General features: G+C 59.4%; 2 protein-coding genes and 1 pseudogene. All 3 read right to left on the reverse strand.

Features of this window, described 5'->3' with window-relative positions; translation table 11 throughout:
* Nucleotides 1-30: 30 nt before the first annotated feature.
* Nucleotides 31-1,182 carry a plasmid recombination protein gene (locus K4G67_RS16065; RefSeq protein WP_239807281.1) on the reverse strand — a complete coding sequence of 384 codons (1,152 nt, stop codon included), beginning with the start codon at nt 1,180-1,182 and terminating at the stop codon, nt 31-33.
* A 242-nt stretch (nt 1,183-1,424) separates the two neighbouring features.
* Nucleotides 1,425-1,775, reverse strand: a pseudogene (locus K4G67_RS16070) (transposase); the annotation flags it as partial.
* A complete protein-coding gene (locus K4G67_RS16075) occupies nt 1,747-2,133 on the reverse strand; it encodes a transposase (protein ID WP_239807282.1) in 387 nt (128 codons plus the stop codon). The gene K4G67_RS16075 and the pseudogene K4G67_RS16070, both read right to left, overlap by 29 nt.
* Between the last annotated feature and the right edge of the window lie 269 nt (nt 2,134-2,402).

A 2,402-nucleotide genomic window follows, 5' to 3' on the forward strand; every position in this document is an offset into this window, starting at 1 on the left:
GACACCCAGTTCCTAATTCAGATCAGAGGCTTAGGCCACTCCCGCTAACCCTTTAGGACCGGTCCGGTGAATACGACGGGTTAAACCGATAGCGTAGGCCGCGCGCATCACCGTGTCCCGTTCTCGAGGGCTAACAAAATCGAGATCGATTGAGCGGATCGCTTTTATAGAGGCTTCGGCAAGATCGGCCACGAGGGGTGCCTGTTTAACGAGGCGGTCATGCTCCGTTTTCACGCGGTCGCGGTTCGCATCCAGCTTCGCCTTCCATGCGCGGGCCTTCTCGAGCCTTTGCTCGAATTCGGCGCGCTCGGTGAGCAGCGCGCGACGCTGCTCAGCCAGTCTGGCTTCCTCTTCCCGGACGCGAGTGAGCGATGCCTCGAGCTCAGCCCGCTGCCGCTCGATCTCCGCGCGCATGTCCACGATCTCGGCCCGGTCACCTTCAAGCTGTTCGCGCACCCGTTCACCCGCCTCGCGTTCTACATTCGCTGCCGCAATCGCATCACGCATCTCCGCCTGGTATTCCGCATTCGGCTTATTCGGAGCGCCGCTCCAGACCCTTCCACGCTCAAGGCCCAGAGGCGTCATGACCTTTGCAAACACGGTCTGCTCGTAGGCCATCTGCCCACGCGATCCGATGCCGCCACGCCAGAAGTTGGCGTAGTCGATCGGCGGAGCCCCTTTCTCCCGCTTCGGTGGAAGATCGCCACGGGCCGAGAGCATCCAGCGCTCACGCTTGTCCGAGAAGCGGGCATCGACTCTCTTACGCACAGGTAGCACGATGACATGCAGGTGCGGTGTTTGCTCGTCCAAGTGCAGCGTAATCGAGACAATCGCGCATCGAGGATACCGGCCAAGCAGGTAACGCATCGAGCGAAGAATGAACTGGCGGAGCTTGCGAACATAACACGCGGGATCTTCACCCGGCCAGTATTCTGGAGAGGTCGTCATCATCAACTCGAGCGCCAGCACGGCGTTCTTACGAGGCTGGATGCCGAGCTCCTTCAACCGATCTCGCACTCCTACCCACGCATTTTCCGGTCCATAGACCACGGCCGGCGGAGGCGCTGACCGGTCGGAATTGCCGACCTCTTCCTCGCGATTATTATGACCGCGCGCATGAACGATATCTGCTTGCTTCAACTTGCGCTGACCGAGTATGCAGTGGACTTTCTCTTTGCTCATGGGCGAATTGTCTCACCCGGGGCATCGCAGCGCAAGGGTCCGAAGACGATTGTCTAAGACATAATAGACAAATACAGAGCGATTATTGGTCTCGAAGGGTGATCCTTAATCCGCCGGGGCGCGGTAACCAATATTTCTCTGTTGCCAAGCGAACGATTTGCGCGTCGTCCCATGCGCTCAGACGCACCACGGCGTCGATTTATTCAGATTAAGAGTCTGATTCAAAACTAACCGACGTGATTTCATAGCCTTGTGATGCGGCGTGTGAGGAGCTGGATCGAGGCGATGAAAAGCCACGCGGTTGCCGAGGCGATGGTCTGCTCGAAGTCCTTTGCGAGACGTCGGTTTCGGTTGAGCCATGCCAGGGTGCGCTCGACAACCCAGCCGCGTGAGAGAACCTCAAAGCCCTTTGCTTTGTCGGACCGTTTGACGATTTCGACGGTCCACTTACCAACCCTGCGCAACGCCTGGCGGAGCTTGTCGCCAGCATATCCGCCATCGGCGAAGACATGCCGTAGCCACGGGAAGCGATGGATGATTTCGGCGAGCACCAGCGGTGCGCCATCACGATCCTGGATGTCGGCGGTGTGGATCGATCCCGATCTGACTGCACGCTTGTGCGGGCGACGCGACAGCTGGAAGCGAAGACTCCGATACCTCAACTTCGGCAAACGCAGGTAATGCTGACTGCTTCGTCCCGGTCAACTCACCCGACATCGCCAGGCGCCGCCAGGTATAGAGCTGCCCGCTGCCGACTTCATGTCGTTCGCAGGCCGAACGAACCGAGCCATCGGGTCCGAACGCGTCCCGCAGAATCGCCAGCTTCTGCTCCACCGTCCAGCGCCGACGGCCCGATACGCGTCCTACGATCTCGACCCGAGTAGCCGTATGACCACTCATATAACCGGTCGTATGACTGCTTGAATCCCGACCGTCAAAATCGTCCATCATCACCGCTCCAGAAAAGAGCGGCAATCAGCCTATCCCAACGCCATCGTGCAAGGCGGCCTCCCCGCCACGCTTACGTGTCGCCGGATAGCGCGCCGTCCGAACCTGGAGGAGATGTACCCATCCGGTGAGGCCCGCCTTGTCTGGCGAGTGAACGACCGGTCTTAAGAGCGCTCGTATGAGCGAGCTTAGCCCGTCGTATTCACCAGGCGGGTTCGGAAGGGTTGGCGGGAGTGGCCTAAGCCTCTGATCTGAATTAGGAACTGGGTATC

Source organism: Croceicoccus hydrothermalis, assembly GCF_022378335.1.
In the GTDB taxonomy this organism is placed as follows: Bacteria; Pseudomonadota; Alphaproteobacteria; order Sphingomonadales; family Sphingomonadaceae; genus Croceicoccus; species Croceicoccus hydrothermalis.